Below are 18,740 nucleotides of genomic sequence, written 5' to 3' on the forward strand. Positions count from 1 at the left end.
AGGGTTTATTTGAGATGCTTATTTTTAAGAGTATGCTTTTATTTTAGGAATGTTTTGATCCGATGAGTCGAAAGCTCAGGTTGTGCTCACTCTTAAGTTGATGGGCATGTGGGACAACCCCTTTCTTTTTATATTCATTTATATTAAGATGAAATTGTAATTTTCTGTATTTTAAAATCGTAAAGGAGGTGCGACATGCTATTAAGATATGGTAAACATATTAACTATTTAGCTACAGCTTTTATTTTAGTTACATTCTTTGGTTTCCTACTTTCCACAACATGGCTTCATTACTCAACTCCTACTACACTCACACTACTGAAAGCATCATTTTGGACTGCTGTTATTCTTACTATCATTGGTTTTGGACGAGAAAAAAGCGCACTTACGGTTATACTATTTGGCATTTGTACACTTGCATTCATTGGTCTTTACACTTTTGCCGTTATCGATTACCTCTATAACCCAAGGCCATAAAAAAGAGCTATCTTTTAACAAGATAGCTCTTTTCTTTATTTCACTACATTTCGTAAAGTACCAATTCCTTCTACTGTAATGACCACTTCATCACCAGCATGTAAAAACTTCGGTGGTGTAAAACCTTTTCCGACACCAGCCGGCGTTCCTGTTGCGATAATATCGCCTGGTTCTAAAGTCATTCCTTTACTTATCGTTGAAATAATTTCTTCTATTGAAAAAATCATTTTATTTGTGTTAGAAGTTTGCCTTACTTCTCCATTTACTACCGTTTCAATGTGCAATGCATTCGGCGCATTAACCACCGATTTATGAATTAAATACGGTCCCATCGGACAAAATGTATCGAAGCTTTTCCCAAGGAAAAACTGTTTATGTTTTCTTTGAATGTCTCGAGCTGTTACATCATTGATAATCGTATAACCAAAAACATGCTCAAGCGCTTTTTCTTTTTTTATTTGTTTCCCTCGCTTACCAATAATGATAGCTAATTCTCCTTCGTAATCTAGTTCGTCCGTTGCATGAGGGTGACCATTAATTTGCTCATTTATGCCAATAACTGTTGTTGGTGCTTTCGTAAAGATCATTATATTTTCTGGAATAGACTCTACTCCGCCCATTTCTACCGCATGCTCACGATAGTTTTTTCCAACGCACAAAATATTCTTTCTTGGCCTTGGAATCGGCGCTAATATTTTCACCTCTGTTAACGGATAATACGCCGCTTCCCCGTTCTCTTTTGCCCAATTTACAATTTCACATACTTTCTCAAAGCATTCAGTCCCTCTTTCAATACACTCTAACATTGTAATAGGGATTGTAACCTTTTCCCCTTTTTGTCTTTGCGCTTCTCTTAAGTGTAATACCTTTTCTTCTTCTTCATCTACAATACCTACAAATACCTTTTCTTCTTTCTTCGCCGTTACAAAACGCAATATTTCCACTCTCCATCCTAAAACTCATACCCTTTAATTGTATTCGCATCCGCAAGAAAAAAACCTTCTCATGCACGCTAATTTTTACAATATTCTTCTCATCCCCTATTCGTTACCCCTTTATCATTTGGCATAACATGTAGAAATTTTACTTTTTTTAGCGAATGCATTTCTTTTTTATGAAGTTTTTGTATAATATGTACTACATATATACTAAAAATTTCATTTAGAGATGGAGCCGATTTCAATGTTTGAGCAAGCGATTGAAAAAAAACGTGAAAAAATGATTTATTTTGCTGAACGCTATGGAATGACTTCTCAAAAAACAGTGGATTGTAGCCAAGAACTGGACAGGCTCTTAAATGTAATTTGTCATGTACATACGGATTTACACCCTAATCAAACGTTCAAAACACACACGCAATAATGCGTGTGTTTCTTTTATTTCAAAAAAATACACATTTTATTAGAAACGCCCATACAATAGTAGAAAAGAAAATTTTAAAAGCGAAGGGTGTTTTGTATGCCAGCTATGGTCGGACATATTCGTATCGTCAATATTGGATCAAGTGGTATTTTTCATATTGGAGATGTATTTGCGATTAGGCCTATTAGTTACTCACGTGCTTTCGCCGGGGCCGGCTCTTTCAACGTTGGAGATAATGTTTCTGTCTACAATTATCAAAGTGCAACGACTGTCAACGATTCAGATGTAATCGATCAAGCGATAATTGGCTCAACTTAAAGGAGGCAATTGCATTGAATTTTTATGTAAACCAAAGTATCATCATCAACAGTATTAAAATTGATAGCATTACAACCTCTTCTGTGTTCCAAATTGGTACTGCCGGAAGTATTAAAGCCCTATCTAAATTTTCAAATACGGGCGGATTTACGGAACCGCTTCGCCCATTACAGGCGAAAGGACAAATTATTTCTATCAAACCATCAACTAGTTCTTCTTAAGACATCCTTGTCATAAATATATAGCAGGAATATTTTTACCCTCCCTATTGAAAAGGAGGTTTCACAAATGAATCAAGATATATATACTTACTTACACCAACTTCAACAAGCTCTTCAAACACAACAAGCAACCATCCTGAATTTAGAAGATCAAGTGCGCCAACTCCAAGAAGAGCTTAACGAATTAAAAAATCGCCCCTCCTCTTCTGTAGGAAAAGTGGAATACAAATTCGATCAATTAAAAGTCGAAAATTTAAATGGTACTTTAAATATTGGTTTAAACCCATTTTCAGCAAAAGGACAACAAATTGAAGATTTTCAAGTGGATACAGAAACATTGAAGGTAAACCCTGAAACCGAAACAAACCCAGACTTTTATCAAGGTATCCTCCAAGAAATGCATCGATACTTAGATGAAGAAGCATATAATCGTATTCTCCATTTTGAACAAGAAGAGAGAACACCGCTTGATGAAATGTATCGACAAATGATGGTGGATGACATAAAAAAACAGATGGAGCATCGACTCCCTTATTATTTATCACAAGCGCAATCATATGAAGGTATTTCAACAGATCCAGACTATTTACGAGATATCATTATTCAGGCAATGAAACAAGATATTGACAAAGCCTTTCTCTCCTTTATTCAGCACATACCGGGAAATTTCCGAAAGGAGTAAGTAGGTATGAACCTTAACGTTGTAAACCGTGAGTTAAAAGTCGGACAGATTAAAATGAACGGTGTATCGTCGTCCGCACTCTTTTTAATTGGAGATGCAAATCTCCTCATTCTATCTTCTATTCTCGATACACCATTTGAAACAGTTACAGAGGGTCCATTTGTACCATTAGTAACAGATGTCCCTCCTACTCCAGGTTAAGGAGACTGAAAAATTATGTTGCATCATGTGTCTATTGTCCAAAATGTTTCTATTGTTTCGTTAGGGATTGCTGCCGTATTTCAAGTTGGAGATGCCAATCAAATGGAATTAAAAAGTAGAGCTATTGCCGTCCACCGTGAAATTCCTTGTTATATACGGGGAGAAGGTAGCTTTGATGCTTTTGAAATCTTTACAGATGAACACATTACAATTCCAAAACGAACGACAGATGTAAAATTAAATATTGTAAATGAATGCCCTTTTATTGAAGTGAATAACGTTGAATTGCGCACACTTTTAAACTCTGGTGGATTTCAAATTGGAAATGTTGATTATGTTTTTAATAACTCTCGTATTATGCAAATCCGCCAATATATTACAGATGAACCTTCCGCACAATAATTCATATAGTAATTACAAAGTTTAGTAAAGTAGGTGGATGGATATGCCTTCTGTTGTTGGAAATCTCGTCGTTCAAAACAGTAACGGTTCTTTCAATTCAGGAGATTTTTATAACGTTTCTCCGAAAGAAAACACGAAAGCTTATAATGGGTCCGGAGCTTCCAATGTTGGATTTGTCGTGAATACGTTTAACGGTGTTAGTGCAACGAATACATTTGATTCTGATGTGGCAGATCAAGATCAGATTGGAACAGCGTAAAAAAAGTAGGAGATATTCTCCTACTTTTTTCTTTTATCTAATTCAAAATTATTAAAATGAAATTTTAATAAGCAAGAGCTTGACTGTCCACAAATAGTGGTATAAACAAGTAAGTAGTGAAGAGGCACTATTTTATTTAAATGATAACCCACTCTCCTCCAAAGCCTTCCTAAGCTTCGGCAAAGACGCAGGTCCCATACCATGCAGTTTTAAAATTTCTTTTTCACTATATTTTGAGAGTTCTTCTACAGTTTGAATTCCACGGTGCTCTAATGCCCTTCTTGCTGGCGCTGAAAGAAGAGAGAGAAAACCTTCTTTTGGTTTTCTCTCTTTCTCACAGACTGGGCAAGTTGGACAATCGCTACTTTTATAGTACTCGTGTCCCTGTTCACAAGTTCTTAACGTTTTTTCCGTTACCATTTTCAAGCCCCTCTATTCTTCAATATTTACAACGTGATTCCCATCAAAGAAGTATAAACATTTCTCTTTTACAGGATGTTGTAAGCTTTTCTCCAGTGCTTTTGCATATAAAGAAAGCTGCACTTTATATCGATCTTCTAAAATTGGTTTCGCTTGTTCGAATCCGCCTGGGAATTTCCCTTCAATCGTATCTGTTTTGAAGTCGATTAACGTAATGCCATCTTCCTCTTCAATCATGCAGTCGATAACCCCTTGGACAAGAATCATTTCCCCGCTCTTCCCTTGCCAATCTTGATATGCTTCTTCTGCTGCAAGCATCATCGTAAATGGTACTTCACGCTCAACACTTTTCGCCGCTAATACCCTTTTACCTAAGTCACTGTCAAAGAATGAAATTACTTTTTCAATCGCTATTTCTTCCGCCTGCTCGAATGTTAATAATTCCTTATTTACCATTCCAGCAATTTGCTCTTGAAGAACCTCAATCGTAATCGGCTTCTTCAAATCAACATGCTGCATAACGGCATGGACTGCTGTTCCGCGCTCTGCGTACGTTAACCCTTTTTTCTCCATAAATCGCGGGCGTGTTTTAATTGGTGCACGTAGTTTTTTAATAAAGGCGTTATCGCTACCTTCTTCAGATTGATAATTCCTCTTTATTTCTGTAACAGATTGCTTCGCACGATGAGATGTCGCATCCTCATATCCGTACTTCCACATTAATCTGTCGTACACTTCTTCTTTCCGTTCACTTTGCAGGGGAACAGCCTGTTTCTCACGAAGCGCTTCTAACAATTCTTGTTTCTCTTCTTGAACTGGCTCTGGTGCAAGTAGCGTGTTACCGTCCACAACTTCTACTTTCCAGCTAGTGTCATACTCGTAAATTTCATCTGGAATACTTCCTTGTCCTAATTCAAGAAGCATTTCACTATCACGGTGTCTATATAATGAAGGTGCAATCCAGTCTAAATAACAAGACGCTCCGGCACGTATGTGATCTGGTAATAACCATTCACTATGTTCCCTCGCATCAAGCCATTTTTCCATTTCCTTATTTGCATCCTTAACTGTGCCGATTAAAATTAACTTCTCTTTCGCACGCGTCAATGCTACGTATAGTACGCGCATTTCTTCCGCAATTAATTCCATTTTCATTTTACGCTTAATCGCAAGCTGTGATAATGTTGTATATTTAATTCGTTTACGCGGATCGATAAATTGCGAACCGAAACCGAAATCTTTATGCAATAAGAAACGTTTCATTAAGTCTTGTGTATTAAAACGACGACCGAGTCCAGCTACAAATACAACTGGGAACTCTAACCCTTTACTTTTATGAATTGTCATAATGCGAACAACGTCTTCTTGTTCACCGAGAGCCCTCGCCGTACCCATATCATCACCGCGTTCTAAAATACGTTCAATAAAACGTAAGAAGCGGAATAATCCTCTAAATGATGTTGCTTCATATTGTCTTGCGCGGTCATATAGTACGCGTAAGTTTGCCTGCCTTTGCTTTCCAGCCGGTAAACCGCCAACGAAGTCGTAATAACCTGTCTCACCGTACACTTTCCAAATTAAATCAGAAAGTGATTGTTGACGGGCGAATTCACGCCATCCTTGCAGTAAGTTATAAAACCACTCTAATTTATCATGAAGTTCTTGCTCCTCTTCAAGCGGTGCCCCTTTTAAGAATGAGCTCATTACTTCATAAAACGAGCCTTTCTTTCCATGAGCACGAAGCGTTGCAAGTTCTTCATCGCTCAATCCAACGATTGGGGAACGAAGTACAGCGGCAAGCGGAATATCTTGCATCGGATTATCAATAACGCGGAATACGTTCATCATAATATTTACTTCTGTCGCTTCAAAATAACCAGTCGCGAGGTCAGCGTATACTGGAATTCCTTGTAATTTTAACTCTTCCATAATTTGCGGGGCCCACGGCATGGAGCGAAGTAAAATAACGAAGTCGCGGTATTGTACCGGACGCATACTATCATTTTTACGGTCATACACTTCATAACCGGAATCAACCATCGCTTTAATGCGCTGCGCCATAAGGCGAGCTTCAAGCTGTGCTTTTTCGACTTCTGCACCTTCTTCACCGTCTATTACTTCTTCTTCCGTTTGCTGAATACATAGTAATTCTGCTGCTACATCTTCACCTTCTGGATAGGTAGCACCTAGCTTTAGTTCAGCGTCAGCATCGTAGTCAATTTCCCCAACTTTTTCGCCCATAATTTGTTTAAAAATAAAGTTCGTACCTGCTAGTACTTCATGACGACTACGGAAGTTTTTCGCTAAGTCAATCTTCATTCCGCCGCCCAATCCTTCTTGTGTGAAGCGTTTATATTTTCCTAGGAATAGTCCTGGCTCGGCTAGTCGGAAACGATAAATCGACTGCTTTACGTCACCAACCATGAACAAGTTTCCTTCACTCTCAGAATCTTTCGTTACGAATTTAATAATCGATTCTTGTACGAAATTCGTATCTTGATATTCATCGACTAATACTTCAGCAAATTTATTACGATATTGGAGCGCCACTGCTGACGGATTCATTTCACCATTTTCACTTTGTTCACTTAAAATTTGTAAACAGAAATGCTCTAAATCTGTGAAATCGACCATTCCTTTATCTCTCTTCATCGCTTGGAAACGCTCTGTAAATACTTTTACAAGTTGAACAAGCTTTTCTAATACTGGGTGCATATCTTGAAAATCTCGTAAGAAACTTTCAGGTTTGCGGCTAAATAACTCTTCTTGTAATTTCTTCACTTCATCTTTCGCTTTATTACGAAGAGAGTCTACTTGTTTTACAACATCTTCATTGTAATCACTTTTCTTAATACGCTTTAACGTTTGCCACGATACGTTTTGCATCGCTTCATACACACTTGTCCACGACTCACGAGCAGCTGATGATAGCGTTCCAAGTAATGCTACATCTGCTTGCAGGGTTTCAATACGAGGCGCTGGACCGTCAGGAAGCATTGCGAGTTCAGTTGCCTTACGAATATGCTGTTCCGCTGTTTCAAGCTGGAATTTCACATCTTCTAATAAATAAGAAGCATACACTAAATCTTCAATTGTCTTTCCTTCTACGTCATATGCTTCTACTAATTTATCAAGCCATTTTTCCGGATTTGGATGCGCTCTTGACTCTGTATGAAGCGCTAAAATCATACGTTGTAAGTCATCATCACTACGGTCACTCGTATAACGATCAACAAGTTCAAAGAAGATTGTATTATCTTCGATTCCGTACTCTTCTTCTAATATGTCATCTAGCACTTCTTCTTTTAACAATTCATTTTCTGTTTGATTCGCAATACGGAAACGAGGATCAACATCAAGCATGTAGTAATATCCTCTAATTACTTGTAAACAAAATGAGTGAATTGTTGAAATGGAAGCTTTATTTAATAGGCTCAGCTGCTTTCTTACGTGTTGAGAACCTGGTTCATCAATTAATACCTTTTCTAACGCTTCCCCGATTCGGTTTTTCATCTCTTGCGCTGCTGCATTCGTAAATGTTACAACGAGCAGGCGGTCGACATCGACTGGATTCTCTTCATTAATAATCTTTTTAATAATACGTTCAACTAATACTGCTGTTTTACCTGATCCAGCTGCAGCCGCAACTAAAATATCACGCCCGTTCGCTACAACAGCTTTCCACTGGTCATCTGTCCATTGACTACCTTCTGGTTTTTTAGGACAATTTTCTATCATTCTCCGCCAACCTCCTCTCTTATTTTCTCCATCGCTTCGCTATCTTTCATATCTTTTAACGATCGGAACTGATTATCTTCCAGTGACTCATCAAATTGACAAACAGACTTGAAGTTACAGAACGTACATGCTGCTTTATTTCCCATTTTATAAGGAGCAATATCGATAACACCTTCTGTAATATCTTTTCCGATATTTTCAAACGTATGGTGTACATATTTTTGCAGTACGTTAAACTCTTGCTCACTTGCAATACTTGAACGCGCACTAAAGCTACCGTCTTTTTTCAGGCCAGCAGAAATAATATCTGAGCTTCCTGTTGAAAGTTTGTTATCCATTAAACGAACAACGTCAGCATCTCCTAATACGAGTCCTTTCATTTTAAATTTCTTTAAAATTTCTTTTTCAATTTCAGCTTCAGATGCGTCACCTTTCATCTCAACGATTGGGTTATGAATATGGAAATACAATACACCAGCTGGTGATGCTGCGTGGCCTTTTTTCATCCACGTCTGTGCATTCGAAGTAACGACATCTAAATACGTTAACATTTGAAGTGCTAATCCGTAATACACTTCCGTTAAATCTAACGCTTTTGAACTTGATTTATAATCAATAATACGTAAGAACGTCCCGTTTTCATCTTCTGCCTTATCAACACGGTCAATACGACCGACTACTTCCATCTTCACACCATTTGGTAATGAGAATTCCATCGGCGGAAGTGATCCTGTACCACCCATACCGAACGGCACTTCTAAATCAACTGGTACGAATCCGCTTGACTTCGCATGTTCACGAAGAATGATTGAAGTACGGAAAATGATTTGTTGTAGTTTTTGTTTTAAATAGAAATGACGGTTTGAACTTAATAAAATTTGTCGTTGTAATAACGGTGCGATTTCTTCTATTACTAAAACAGAAAGATGCTCACACTCTTTTATGGATAAATCCGCCCAAGTACGGTTTTCACGCAATAACTTGTCCGCAATTTTCTTTAATGCCGCATGGAATAATTCGCCGATGTCTGGCGCATCAAGCTTGAAAATATCACGCTCTCTAAGCGATAAACCGTGCTGCGCAAAATGAGCGTATGCACAACGGTTAAATAGTTCCATACGAGAGACACTTCCTTTAATTATATCTCCGTATAAATCTCTACTTACTGCTGTACTTAATTTCTTCGCACGATTTCGATAGAATAAACTTGATAAGACGCGGCTGCTTTTTTGTTTCCATTCATCTGAAGTTACGTAGAAATTATATACGTCCCACCAAAAGTCTAAATTCCCTTCAAATCCGTATCGCTTCCACGTTTGTAGTTGCTGCATAACGTAAGATAACGTTACTTCTGGCGTTGCTACGTATGAAATTTGTTCTGAACGTGATAAATCGTTTACATCATTCGTAATAAATGAATCTTTCACATTAGGGAACATTCTTTTTATTTGCTTAATAAAGCTAGACGCAAGTAACGTCTTTCCTTCTTCATCTGCAAGCGGGCATGAAATGTATAGCTTCTCAGATGCTCTCGTTACCATTTGATACATAACGAACTGTTCTTCTAACAAAGTTTGTCTCGTCGTTGGCCCTAATTCAATCCCTGCTGCACCAAGAACTTCTCTTTCTTCATCAGAAAGCATACCTTCGTCCATAGGTGCTGCTGGAATAACACCCCCATTTACACCTATAATAAACGTTGCTTTCACGTCAGATAATCTGGAGTGATCAATATTAGCAATTAACACTTGGTCTAATGACGGCGGAATGTTAGCAAATTGAAGCGCCTCAAGACCAGTCGACATAACGTCCGTAAACATAGAAAGAGACATTTTCTCCTCACCAAGCATCTCTACAAACGTATCAAGAAGGCTCATTACTTCTTCCCATACTTGTTCATGATCTGTCGCAAATAAGAAATCTCCACTTTCTTCTGCACGTATACGTAATTCTTCTAGTTTTTTCGGAACATCCAGTTCTTCTAAAAATAAGTAAACTGCTTCACACATTTGCATAACTGTTCCTGCACGCTTTAACCTTTTTTGCATGCGAATAACAGGTGTTCTTACAACGTCACGTAACCTATTTATTTTCTCTTCCATTTCACGTTCACTGTCTGTGATCATCCCGTTCGTATCATCAAGAGAACGATAACGGCGATACATCCATGGATCCTCTGAAGTCCATCTCTTTCCTTGTACACCGTACGCTAAACAGTAATTTTCAAATTCATCCATTTCTTCACGCATCGTTTCTTTTCTTACGTCTAATGGATATAAAAGCTCTGTTTTCACGCAACGGAACACCGCATCATAACGCCAATTCCCACTAATAATCTCGAGTGCAGAACGAATACATTCTACTAATGGGTGGTGTGACATCGGGCGCTTTTCATCGATGAAGTGCGGGATATTATAATCTGTAAATAACGTTCGCATCACATCGTAATAACTTTCCCCATTACGAAGAAGCACTGCAATATCCCGGTAACGATATTTTTCATTCGCAACAAGCTTACGAATTTCACGAGCAACACCTTCTACCTCCGCTCGTAAATTCGCAGCTGTACTAATCGTTACACTCGCTTCACCGTTAAATTTTTCATTCGGACGCGCTTCATAATGCGCTTCTAAATGCGCTAATGCTGGAGAATGAAAACGCGGCTGTTCCATAAGTGGAATTGTTTTTTCAATTTCTATTTTCTCTTCACGCGCTACTTGTTTTATTTTTTCATACGTTAACGTCGTTTCATAAAATAAATCGAGTTCATTTACTGGCTGCGCTAACGTTTTTTCATCTATCGTTAACGTGATTGTAACTCTCGCTCCGCAAATCATAAGCTGTCTTACAATCTCTAACTCTTGCGGGGAGAATGAATGAAATCCATCTATATAAATTTCCGCACCATTTACATATTCAGACTGCGGAAGCTTTTCCACTAGCAATTGCAGGTAGTCTTCTGAATCTAAGTATTTTCCAATTAAAGCACGTTCAAAATCATCGTATAATAGCTGTAAATCATACACTTTATTCGCTAGTAACTTTTGTTCGGCACTGCTACTATGCGCATCTAATTGTTGCCACATTTCATATACGTTAGATGGCGTTACATTGTAACGTTTAAACTCTGCAATCATACTGCCAAGATGTTCAAAGAAACCGTTTTGCTCCGCTGCTTTTTGGAACACCGATAATCCATCTTTACGAGACTCTACAATTTTACGGAGTAACATATGTACACCAGCTTCATCAATATGAAGACGACTCGCTCCGCCAACTTCTTGCAGTACCTTCCACGCTAATCGTGAAAAACTAAAAACTTGTGCCCGAATAGAACCTCTTACATCCTCACTTCCAATTAACGCCTGCTGCGTCTGGAATGTCATCTGTTCTGGCACAAGATATAATATTGTTTTCCCTCTCGGGCGTTGTTTTAACTCTTCTTGCACTTCGCGTAAACAAAGTGTACTTTTTCCACTTCCCGCTCTACCAATCACAAATCGAAGTGACATGTAACCCCACCTTTCACTTACATAACGAACGTTAGTTTGCTACTATAATTGTATTATAGGACACGAAAAAAGACAAACTGAGTTGTTTGCCTTTTTCTATACTTCTATCTATTATATCAACCTTTTGAAAAATTCGTTTGCACCTCTTGAATTGGCCAATATCGCAAATCAACTTTACCGACGACTGTATCAGCTTTTACAAAGCCAAAGTGTCTACTATCCCAGCTCCCGAGCCGGTTATCACCTACTACAAAAATAAACCCAGGTGGCACCAGTTTTTCTTTCGTTAACTCTTCTAATGTAAAGTCGCCTGTTAGTTGCCTTCCGTTTATCTCTTTCTTATACTTCTCTAAATACGGCTCATCAATAAATTGACCGTTTATATATAACTTATCCTGCTTATATTCAATATGATCTCCAGGTAAACCGATAATCCGCTTTACATAGTCCTCTTTTTTATTCGCATGAAATACCACAACGTCAAATCTGTTCAAGTCCCCAACTTGATAACTCACCTTATTTACAACTAGCATATTGCCATCTTGCAATGTCGGCATCATTGACTTCCCCTCTACAACATACGTTGAAAAGAAAAACGTTCGAAAAAATACAGCTAATAATACACCAATTAAAATTGTTCGTATCCACTCCATGCCTTCTTTTTTCAAAGTTTTCTTCATCTGCTTCTCCCCTTATCCTTTAATACTGAAGCTTTCCTTTACAAAGAAGACTATTCTTAATGTAGTTCTAACTTTACTTCGATTTTCTTACCGACATACCATAAAATAAAAATACCAATCGCTACAATAACTGATTTCACCGGATTATGAATAAATGACATTAAATCATGACCGATATACGTTAAAATAAAAATCATCACAAGTTTTCCGAATGCTAACGCTAGACCAAACTGTTTTACACTAATTCGGGATAAACCAGCGACAACATTTATGAGCGCTGACGGTGTAAACGGAAAACAAAATATAACAAAAATCGGTGCGAATCCTTTCCTTTCAATCCACCCCATTGCTTTTCGTACTCTCTCATGCTTATTTACAAACGAAAAGAAACGACTGCGACCAAAATGGCGGATGATGAAAAAGACAAGTAATGCACCCATTACTGATCCAAGCCATGAATAAAGAAAACCGAGCCAAAAGCCAAATGCAACAGCATTCGCCAGTACAAATACGATAAGCGGTAATGCTGGAATCAACGCCTCTATCATCGGTAAACCAATACCAAGAAGTGGTCCGAACGCTTTATAACTCTCAACAATATGATCCATATTTTCTGGTGAAAAATACTCTTTGATTGTCTGAAAATCCATTCTACACTTTACCCCTTTACTCTAAATACTATCCCTACTGTATCATTGCTTATATGAAAGAGGAAATGGTAGATACGACATACGGAGATGTATTTATTAAAGTTTCCATATCTTTCATAAGAATTCCTTCATTATTTAGCTATGATAATCTATCAATGTTTGACAAAATATTACATATTAATAACACCATATCCAACAATATCCTTATAGCCCTTCAAAAATAGTATATTACAAATAATTTATTTAAATATAAAAAAATAGTATTTTTTACATTTTTTATTAAAATAACAACACAAATCTGATATACTAAATATCGCAATATATTTATTTTATGTTTTTAGGAGGAAATACTTTGAAAGACACAGTAAAATTATTAAAATGGGTTACTGGTGCCTTAGAGGCTTTACTGGGAATACCTGTACTCGGAGGAACTATTGTTGTTTCTTTACTTTGGTTACCACTTCTTTTCATGCTAGTATTACATATCGTCACTTTAGTATTGGCTAAAAAAGCTAATATGAGTGCTAACGGTAATATGCTAGGAATTGTAACTTCTTGCCTTGCATGGATTCCGTTTGTAGGAATGATTTTGCATATTTTATCAGCTATCTTCATTATGATGGATGCTGCCCGTAAGGAAGAAACTTATTAATATTTAAATAGCAAAAAAGCTGTCCTAGAATGCCGCTTAAAGCAACATTCTAGAGGCAGCTTTTTCTATATTACACTTCTTCTTCTCTAACAACATACACACTCTCATAAGCGGGTCTTAATGTTGATTCCTCTTTTTTATCGACCTCTTTAAAACAAGGATTCCCTTGTTTTTTCCTACGATCTTCATATTCAGTACGTAATTTCGCTGTACGATTTTGTTGATTTTCAAAACTAGTTTTTGATATTTCTAATTTCACAGCAAAGCCATTTATAAATCTAATAATAAGATTTCCATCTTTTAATTCTTTATTACTTTCAATATAAAAATGAGACAACCAAGCACACTCTTTTCTAGAGTAAGAATAGGTAGGGAAAAAATAAAGTTGATCTGCTGGACTAATCGCAATCGGTGCTTTATGTGTAATATGAGTTAACTCTTTCGTTCCTTCTTTTCTGCCTAAGAAACTAGAGCCATGCTTGCGGCAACTTCTTTCTATAATATCTAGAGGTTTTTGAAATACGAAAAAAGAATCATTCATTTCAACGACTCGCGTAACAATTTTCTTTTCACTTAGAATAACAGGAAGTAAGGCCATCGTATTTTTCGTTACAACATAATTTTCGACATAGCGTTCCACTTTACTTTCCATACTCCATTATCTCCTTTTTTCCATTTATATTAGCAGCTGCATATATAATTTTAGCATCTATGAAAAGGAAATAGCTTACAAGTTCCGCTTTTTTACAATTTTTTATCATTTATCAAACATTTGTTAAATAAAAAAATCACGATATAGTAATGATTTAATTTTAAAGTTATAAAAACAGCATTTATACTACCTATAAATATTTATTATCCCTTCCTATTTTCACATCATGAAAACAATTAACTTTGCTATAATTAAAATGTAAATCCAATATATGGAGGGCCACTATGGAAGAAAAAGAGATCCAACCATCGATTCAAATGAAAAATAGTAGCGTCATTATCGTGAAAAACTCAGCTAGTATTATATTCGGTTTATTTTTCATTCTGCTATTCTTTGCCAAACCGTTTCGTAAATCAAAATGTCCAGAATGTAAAAAACGTGAGAAGAAAAAATCAGGACAAGAACAATAAAAGGCCTTCCTTTATGGAATGCCTTTTTACATTCGTAGTATCATTTTATTTATTCTTCTTCCCCCTAAAAAACGACTATATTTTCTTCCAAGGTTCTCTACATCTTTTTTGATTTGTAATATGATCCTTATATAAAACATGAGAAAGAGTATTACTTGTTACCCGCTTTTAATTTTTATTAAACACTTCAAATTTGTACATCTTTATCCATCACTAACAATTCGTTAATTAGTTAACTTTGTAATATAAGTTTTGTATATAATGTCATTCAAAAACACAATATATATAAGTAGCTATTTATAATTACATTGCTTTTTATCGAATTCTAAAAAGGAGTTGTATACTATGGATAAAGAAAATCCATTAAATCAGCAGGTTAATAGCATTCCCTCAGATGCTCTGAATACCCCTAGTAAGGAACAAGAACAACTGTTAGAAACATCATCTCAAAACGTACAAAATTCCAACAACAATGCTAACAAAAAAGATGTTACTCAAGGTCTATCTGGAAAAGATTCCCCTATTTCAATAGAGAATACAAATTTATAGTTATTTACTATCATACGCAGCAAATGCTCTTGCTGAACTAATTCTTCTACAGAAACTAATACGCATTCCAGATAATTTTTCACCCGTTGTAACATAGAAAAAGAGATTTAGATATAAAAACAGGCTCTGAAAAAACTTTCCCCACAACAAAAAAAGGATGGCATTAGCCATCCTTTTTTCCATCATCAACTATAAAATTATAGTTTGATTACGTTTTTAGCTTGAGGTCCACGGTTACCGTCTTCGATTTCGAAGCTAACTTTTTGACCTTCTTCTAAAGATTTGAAACCGTCAGTTTCGATTGCTGAGAAGTGTACGAATACGTCGTTTTCGCCTGGAACTTCGATGAAACCGAAACCTTTTTCGTTGTTAAACCATTTTACTTGTCCTGTTACTGCCATAATTATTTCCTCCTAAGAAAATACAAATTTTAAATTTTTTAGTCTTCCTGTCTAAAAAAAGAATCCACACATTATCAAATACGAAACATAAACTAGTTCTCACATACTTTTTCTCGTTCGTTTTCAGCACTTGATAACATATGGATTGCTTAATTTAACTATTCAACTGACATCATCATAGCACATTAAAATAAAATGTACAATCTTTTTCGAAAATAGAATTTCTAATTTTTAGTATTTCTTATAAAATATACTTATCTCTATTCTAAATAAGGAGGAGTTTATGACCAATAAAATTCCTAGAAAAACATTAAAAAGAATTGAAGAGGATATTGAAAATAATAATCTTGGAAAAGCAAGAGATAGATTGCACGGCCTCATCTTTACATACCCAAATGAATTACATCTTCGAAAACAACTCGGAGATATTTATTATACATTACAATATCCAGAAATGGCTGGACGTTACTGGTATCTAGAAGAGCATAAAACAGATATTATGCATGAATCATGTTTATTATTTGAAAAATCAATGGGAAATAGTCCTCATCATATTGCACGTGCTTTAAAGTTTAAAGGCGATTCTAACCATATAAAAGGTTTGTATAAAGATCAACCTTTATCTTCAGTGCAGAAGAAAGTAGCAGAGGAGTTAATTTATGAGTATAAAGAAACATGGCAAGATAAGCTAGTTCCTTTTGGCTGTCTAGCATTGCTTGCTTCCCTTCTCTTTTCTGCCGTTGTTGGTCTATTCACTATTTGGAATTGGATTTTTTAATTACAGGGGGAATTTTCACATGTCAAACTACGCTAAAGAAGAAAGGCTAACAGGGGGAAACGTCTCAAGCGTATATCGTTCTGAAAATACTGTTCGGCGAGAGTTAAAGCCAGGCAGTGAAAAGATTCATAAGCTATTGCAACATTTAGAAAACAAAGGATTTCATTATGCTCCAAAGTTTTTAGGTGTAGATGAAAAGGATAGAGAGATTTTATCCTTTATTGAAGGAGAAGCTGGCAATTATCCTTTAAAAGAATATATGCGATCTAATGATGTATTAAAAGAAATAGCAAAGATGCTCCGCCTTTACCATGATGCTGTAAGTGATTTTCCGTTATTAGATGATTGGAAACCGATGGATCATACTCCAAATAACATTGAGGTTTTATGTCACAATGATTTTGCCATATATAACATTATTTTTAATAATGAGAAGCCAGTAGGGATTATTGATTTCGATGTTGCTGCTCCTGGCCCAAGACTATGGGATATCGCTTATACACTTTATACTTGTGTGCCTTTAAGTAGAGTATATTATACAGAATCCGGTGAAGCCGTTCATTATGATTCACCGCAACATGCAGATCGTATTAAAGAGAGAGTCAAATTGTTCGTTCAGTCCTATGGTAAAAATATGGATGAAGATTACTTAGGAATGGTGTTGCTTCGATTAGAAGGGTTATGTACATATATGAAACGAAAAGCACAAGAAGGCGACTTGAATTTCCAAAGAATGATTGATGAAGGACATCTAGAGCATTACGAGAAAGATATGAAGTTTATTCGCGATCATAGAGCTGAGTGGAGTTGATTTAGTAATAAAGAAAAGTTAGTATCGTTTTTTTCCGATAAATCGATATTTCTTTTCGAATCGTTTAGAAAATAACAAGGGGCACCTTTCAAAAAGGTGCCCTTTCCTTTTATTTCGTAAACTGTGCTTCTTCTGTAGATCCTTTTAACGCTGTCGTTGATGAAGTTCCGCCTGTAATCACTTGTGCCACTTCATCAAAGTAACCTGTTCCTACTTCGCGTTGATGACGTGTTGCAGAGTAGCCGTGTTTTTCAGCTGCGAATTCTGCTTGTTGTAGTTCAGAGTATGCTGCCATGCCGCGCTCTTTATAGCCACGTGCTAGTTCAAACATACCGTAATTTAATGAATGGAATCCAGCAAGTGTTACGAATTGGAACTTGTAACCGTAAGATGCGATTTCCTTTTGGAAGCTTGCAATTGTTTTTTCATCTAGTTTTTGTTTCCAGTTGAATGAAGGTGAGCAGTTATATGCAAGTAGCTTCCCTGGATGCTCCTTATGAATTGCGTCCGCAAATCGTTTTGCATCTTCTAAATTTGGTTCTGACGTTTCACACCAAACGAGGTCTGCGTACGGTGCATACGCTAAACCGCGCGCAATTGCTTGATCAAGACCTGCATTCGTACGGTAAAATCCTTCTGGTGTTCTTTCTCCTGTAATAAATGCTTTATCAACAGGATCGATATCGCTCGTAATTAAATCAGCTGCATCCGCATCTGTTCTTGCAACGATAATTGTCGGCACTCCCATTACATCTGCTGCAAGGCGTGCAGAAATTAAATTGCGTACTGCTGTTTGCGTTGGTAGTAGTACTTTTCCACCTAAATGGCCACATTTTTTCTCTGAAGATAATTGATCTTCAAAATGCACACCTGATGCACCTGCTTCAATCATACCTTTCATCAGTTCGAATACATTTAATTGCCCACCAAATCCAGCTTCTGCATCTGCTACAATCGGTACGAAATAGTCTGTATCATCGCTTCCTTCCATATGCTGAATTTGGTCCGCACGTTGAAGCGTTTGATTAATTCGTTTTACTACAGCAGGTACGCTGTTCGCTGGATATAAACTTTGGTCTGGATACATATTTCCAGAAAGGTTTGCATCAGCTGCTACTTGCCAACCACTTAAGTAAATCGCTTTTAACCCAGCTTTTACTTGTTGCATCGCTTGGTTTCCTGTTAATGCGCCAAGTGCGTTAATATAGTCTTCTGTATGAAGCGATGTCCAAAGCTTCTCAGCACCGCGACGCGCTAACGTATGTTCAATGTCAATTGACCCGCGCAGGCGAATTACATCTTCTGCCGAATATGGACGTGTGATCCCTTTCCAACGCTCATCTAATTCCCAGCTTTCTTGCAACTTCTCGATTCTTTCGTTTTTCATTTGTTCCATCCCCTCGTATATTAATATTTAAGCCCTATCTCAGGCTTAGTTTTACTCTCTAATAAGAGTCCAGTAATAAAGAAAATACTTGGACGTCTCAAGATATTTCTAGATAATG

At 36.7% G+C, this 18,740-nt stretch carries 22 protein-coding genes; 13 read left to right on the plus strand and 9 right to left on the minus strand.

Annotated features, from left to right (window positions below):
* The first annotated feature begins 195 nt into the window (after window positions 1-195).
* Entirely contained in the window at window positions 196-477 is a 282-nt protein-coding gene (locus MR168_RS25930; RefSeq protein WP_000926857.1) for a hypothetical protein, read from the plus strand.
* A gap of 35 nt (window positions 478-512) precedes the next feature.
* On the opposite strand, the gene MR168_RS25935 is transcribed toward MR168_RS25930, so the two are convergent.
* Window positions 513-1,412 (minus strand): fumarylacetoacetate hydrolase family protein, encoded by a 900-nt coding sequence (locus tag MR168_RS25935; RefSeq protein ID WP_001213071.1) that lies wholly within the window; start codon window positions 1,410-1,412, stop codon window positions 513-515.
* 247 nt (window positions 1,413-1,659) lie between these two features.
* On the opposite strand from MR168_RS25935, the gene MR168_RS25940 reads away from it, so the two are divergent.
* The 7 genes from MR168_RS25940 to gerPF all read left to right on the plus strand — a co-directional run bounded on the left by MR168_RS25940 (window position 1,660) and on the right by gerPF (window position 3,922).
* Window positions 1,660-1,839, plus strand: a complete 180-nt coding sequence (locus MR168_RS25940) for an aspartyl-phosphate phosphatase Spo0E family protein (RefSeq protein ID WP_000462841.1) — start codon at window positions 1,660-1,662, stop codon at window positions 1,837-1,839.
* A gap of 96 nt (window positions 1,840-1,935) precedes the next feature.
* A complete protein-coding gene (gene gerPA, locus MR168_RS25945) occupies window positions 1,936-2,157 on the plus strand; it encodes a spore germination protein GerPA (protein ID WP_001111187.1) in 222 nt (73 codons plus the stop codon).
* A gap of 14 nt (window positions 2,158-2,171) precedes the next feature.
* Window positions 2,172-2,378 carry a spore germination protein GerPB gene (gene gerPB, locus MR168_RS25950; RefSeq protein WP_001012508.1) on the plus strand — a complete coding sequence of 69 codons (207 nt, stop codon included), beginning with the start codon at window positions 2,172-2,174 and terminating at the stop codon, window positions 2,376-2,378.
* Window positions 2,379-2,445: 67 nt separating this feature from the next.
* Entirely contained in the window at window positions 2,446-3,060 is a 615-nt protein-coding gene (gene gerPC / locus MR168_RS25955; protein WP_025709865.1) for a spore germination protein GerPC, read from the plus strand.
* Window positions 3,061-3,066: 6 nt separating this feature from the next.
* Complete coding sequence (gerPD, locus tag MR168_RS25960; protein ID WP_001052807.1) at window positions 3,067-3,261, plus strand: spore germination protein GerPD; 195 nt, start codon at window positions 3,067-3,069, stop codon at window positions 3,259-3,261.
* Window positions 3,262-3,276: 15 nt separating this feature from the next.
* Window positions 3,277-3,663 (plus strand): spore germination protein GerPE, encoded by a 387-nt coding sequence (locus tag MR168_RS25965; RefSeq protein ID WP_000902333.1) that lies wholly within the window; start codon window positions 3,277-3,279, stop codon window positions 3,661-3,663.
* A 43-nt stretch (window positions 3,664-3,706) separates the two neighbouring features.
* On the plus strand, window positions 3,707-3,922 hold the full coding sequence (gene gerPF, locus MR168_RS25970; RefSeq protein WP_242291589.1) for a spore germination protein GerPF: 216 nt from the start codon (window positions 3,707-3,709) through the stop codon (window positions 3,920-3,922).
* Window positions 3,923-4,054: 132 nt separating this feature from the next.
* Here gerPF and MR168_RS25975 read toward each other — a convergent pair whose 3' ends face one another.
* The 5 genes from MR168_RS25975 to MR168_RS25995 form a co-directional block, all read right to left on the minus strand.
* Window positions 4,055-4,342, minus strand: a complete 288-nt coding sequence (locus MR168_RS25975) for an RNA polymerase alpha subunit C-terminal domain-containing protein (RefSeq protein WP_000255728.1) — start codon at window positions 4,340-4,342, stop codon at window positions 4,055-4,057.
* A gap of 12 nt (window positions 4,343-4,354) precedes the next feature.
* Window positions 4,355-8,080 carry a helicase-exonuclease AddAB subunit AddA gene (gene addA, locus MR168_RS25980; protein ID WP_086412619.1) on the minus strand — a complete coding sequence of 1,242 codons (3,726 nt, stop codon included), beginning with the start codon at window positions 8,078-8,080 and terminating at the stop codon, window positions 4,355-4,357.
* Window positions 8,077-11,592: a helicase-exonuclease AddAB subunit AddB gene (gene addB, locus MR168_RS25985; protein WP_086412620.1), complete on the minus strand. Its 3,516-nt coding sequence runs from the start codon at window positions 11,590-11,592 to the stop codon at window positions 8,077-8,079. Before addB ends, addA begins: the two co-directional genes overlap by 4 nt.
* Window positions 11,593-11,708: 116 nt before the next feature.
* Window positions 11,709-12,272: a signal peptidase I gene (gene lepB / locus MR168_RS25990; protein WP_000751919.1), complete on the minus strand. Its 564-nt coding sequence runs from the start codon at window positions 12,270-12,272 to the stop codon at window positions 11,709-11,711.
* 56 nt (window positions 12,273-12,328) lie between these two features.
* On the minus strand, window positions 12,329-12,922 hold the full coding sequence (locus tag MR168_RS25995; RefSeq protein WP_000347517.1) for a TVP38/TMEM64 family protein: 594 nt from the start codon (window positions 12,920-12,922) through the stop codon (window positions 12,329-12,331).
* A gap of 352 nt (window positions 12,923-13,274) precedes the next feature.
* Between MR168_RS25995 and MR168_RS26000 the strand changes: the two genes are divergently transcribed.
* On the plus strand, window positions 13,275-13,574 hold the full coding sequence (locus MR168_RS26000; RefSeq protein WP_242291590.1) for a hypothetical protein: 300 nt from the start codon (window positions 13,275-13,277) through the stop codon (window positions 13,572-13,574).
* Between the two features lie 70 nt (window positions 13,575-13,644).
* Here MR168_RS26000 and MR168_RS26005 read toward each other — a convergent pair whose 3' ends face one another.
* Window positions 13,645-14,226 (minus strand): competence protein ComK, encoded by a 582-nt coding sequence (locus tag MR168_RS26005; protein WP_006924949.1) that lies wholly within the window; start codon window positions 14,224-14,226, stop codon window positions 13,645-13,647.
* A gap of 284 nt (window positions 14,227-14,510) precedes the next feature.
* Between MR168_RS26005 and MR168_RS26010 the strand changes: the two genes are divergently transcribed.
* Complete coding sequence (locus MR168_RS26010; protein ID WP_000391373.1) at window positions 14,511-14,696, plus strand: hypothetical protein; 186 nt, start codon at window positions 14,511-14,513, stop codon at window positions 14,694-14,696.
* A gap of 345 nt (window positions 14,697-15,041) precedes the next feature.
* Window positions 15,042-15,245, plus strand: a complete 204-nt coding sequence (locus tag MR168_RS26015; protein ID WP_000356924.1) for a hypothetical protein — start codon at window positions 15,042-15,044, stop codon at window positions 15,243-15,245.
* 197 nt (window positions 15,246-15,442) lie between these two features.
* Here MR168_RS26015 and cspA read toward each other — a convergent pair whose 3' ends face one another.
* Entirely contained in the window at window positions 15,443-15,646 is a 204-nt protein-coding gene (gene cspA, locus MR168_RS26020) for an RNA chaperone/antiterminator CspA (protein WP_000301518.1), read from the minus strand.
* A 283-nt stretch (window positions 15,647-15,929) separates the two neighbouring features.
* On the opposite strand from cspA, the gene MR168_RS26025 reads away from it, so the two are divergent.
* Both MR168_RS26025 and MR168_RS26030 read left to right on the plus strand, forming a co-directional pair.
* Window positions 15,930-16,424, plus strand: a complete 495-nt coding sequence (locus MR168_RS26025; protein WP_000182396.1) for a DUF6584 family protein — start codon at window positions 15,930-15,932, stop codon at window positions 16,422-16,424.
* Window positions 16,425-16,443: 19 nt separating this feature from the next.
* Window positions 16,444-17,235 carry a phosphotransferase gene (locus tag MR168_RS26030; protein ID WP_086412621.1) on the plus strand — a complete coding sequence of 264 codons (792 nt, stop codon included), beginning with the start codon at window positions 16,444-16,446 and terminating at the stop codon, window positions 17,233-17,235.
* Window positions 17,236-17,344: 109 nt separating this feature from the next.
* On the opposite strand, the gene aceA is transcribed toward MR168_RS26030, so the two are convergent.
* Complete coding sequence (gene aceA, locus MR168_RS26035) at window positions 17,345-18,622, minus strand: isocitrate lyase (RefSeq protein WP_086412622.1); 1,278 nt, start codon at window positions 18,620-18,622, stop codon at window positions 17,345-17,347.
* Window positions 18,623-18,740 lie beyond the last annotated feature (118 nt).

The sequence above is a fragment of the Bacillus cereus group sp. BfR-BA-01356 genome (assembly GCF_022663635.1).
In the GTDB taxonomy this organism is placed as follows: Bacteria; Bacillota; Bacilli; order Bacillales; family Bacillaceae_G; genus Bacillus_A; species Bacillus_A cereus.